This window comes from Dyella humi (assembly GCF_044904605.1).
Taxonomy (GTDB): domain Bacteria; phylum Pseudomonadota; class Gammaproteobacteria; order Xanthomonadales; family Rhodanobacteraceae; genus Dyella_B; species Dyella_B humi.
The window spans coordinates 1-1,863 of sequence record NZ_JADIKI010000010.1 but is presented as its reverse complement, the minus strand read 5'-3'; the positions used below and the strand labels follow the sequence as shown (position 1 = coordinate 1,863).

The 1,863-nt window shown below is 60.8% G+C and carries 2 protein-coding genes; both read left to right on the top strand.

What is annotated here, in order from left to right; genetic code table 11:
- Positions 1-207: phosphopantetheine-binding protein (locus ISP18_RS00075; RefSeq protein ID WP_404559219.1), on the top strand; the 207-nt coding region annotated here is incomplete at its 5' end.
- Between the two features lies 1 nt (position 208).
- Positions 209-1,863, top strand: a 1,655-nt coding sequence (locus ISP18_RS00070) for a condensation domain-containing protein (RefSeq protein WP_404559218.1), incomplete at its 3' end; no start/stop codon positions are given.

Below are 1,863 nucleotides of genomic sequence, written 5' to 3'. Positions count from 1 at the left end.
ATCGCCGGCCTCTGGTCGGAGCTGCTCGGCGTCGAGCGTATCGGTCGCCACGATCACTTCTTCGAACTGGGCGGCCATTCGCTGCTGGCCGTGCGCCTGATTGCGCGCTTGCGCAGAGAAGGACTCAACGTCGCCGCACACACACTGTTCGTCCACCCAACACTTTCCGAGCTGGCCAAGTCAGCACAACAATTTGAGAGTTTTTGAAATGGACATAGAAACGCTGATTAGAACTCTGGAAAATAATAATATTTCCATATGGTCTGAGCAGGACAAACTTTCCGTCAGCGTACCCAATGGTGGCCTGAGCGACTCACTGCGCGCATCAATACGAGAGCATAAGGCCGAATTATTGAAGCGACTGAAGTCTGGCCGCCTACTTTCACGTGACAGCGGCCATACCCCGCAGATCAGTGTGCCGCCCAATCTGATCTATCCGGATAGCGCCACCATCACGCCGGACATGCTTCCGCTGATCGCGCTGTCCCAGGCCGACATCGATCGCATCGTCGGACTGGTGCCGGGGGGCGTGGCCAATATCCAGGACATCTATGCCCTGTCGCCACTGCAAGACGGCATCCTGTTCCACCACCTGCTGACTACTGTTGGCGACCCCTACCTGATGGTCAGCCAGATCGCCTTTGCCGACCGCACGATGCTGGACCGCTTCCTGGACGCACTGCAGCAGGTGGTGGACCGTCACGATATCCTGCGCACCGCCTTGGCATGGGAAGGTTTATCCGAGCCAGCCCAGGTGGTATGGCGCCACGCCCAGCTGTCGGTCACCGAAGTCAGCCTGGACCCCGGCACCGCCAGCGAGCAGTTGGCCCGACGATTCAACCCGCGGCATACCCGTATCGACCTGACTCAGGCGCCCCTGCTGCGGTTCTTCATCGCCCAGGAACCGGATAGCTCGCGCTGGATGATGTTGTATCTACAGCATCATGTGATCTGCGACAACATAACTAGTGAGATGTTACAGGACGAAGTGGCAGCGATCCTGTCAGGTCGGAGAGACACGCTGGCCCCGTCGCAACCATTCCGCAATCTGGTAGCGCAGGCTAGGTTCGGTGCCGGTGCCGATGTGCAGGAATCATTCTTTCGCCGGATGCTGGGCGACATCGATGAGCCTACCCTGCCGTTTGGCCTGAGTGATGTGCACCGCGACGGGCAAGGCATCGCCGAGTACCGCCGAATGCTGCCGCAGGCCTTGAACGATCGCTTGCGCCACCACGCCCGGCGCCTAGGCGTGAGCCTGACCAGTCTGTGCCACCTGGCTTTCGGCCAGGTGCTGGCGCGCTGCAGCGGCCGCGAAACAGTGGTGTTCGGCACGGTGCTATTTGGGCGCATGCATACGGGTGAAGGCGCCGACCGTGCCATCGGGCCGTTCATCAACACCCTGCCGCTGCGGCTGGATCTGGATGACACCCCACTGGAACAAAGTGTGCGCCAGGCACACCAACGCCTGGCCGAACTGTTGCAGCACGAGCATGCATCACTGGCGCTGGCACAACGCTGCAGCAGCGTGGCCGCGCCCATGCCCTTGTTCAGCGTACTGCTCAATTATCGTCACAGCCGCCTTGCCGGAATCGGCACGCAAGACACATCGAACCACTCCGTTCAAGGAATCGAATTCCTCGGCGGCCACGCGGCACGCAACAATTACCCCTGCGACTTGTCAGTGGACGACTACAACCATGCCCTGGCGCTGACCCTGCGGGTGGTAGACAGCCTGTCGCCCGAACGGGTATGCGATCTCATGCAATGCGCCCTGGAAAGTCTGGTTCAGGCGCTGGACGATGTGCCGGCCATGCCGGTGCGACAACTGGAGGTGCTGCCCGCCGCTGAACGCGAGCTGCTGCT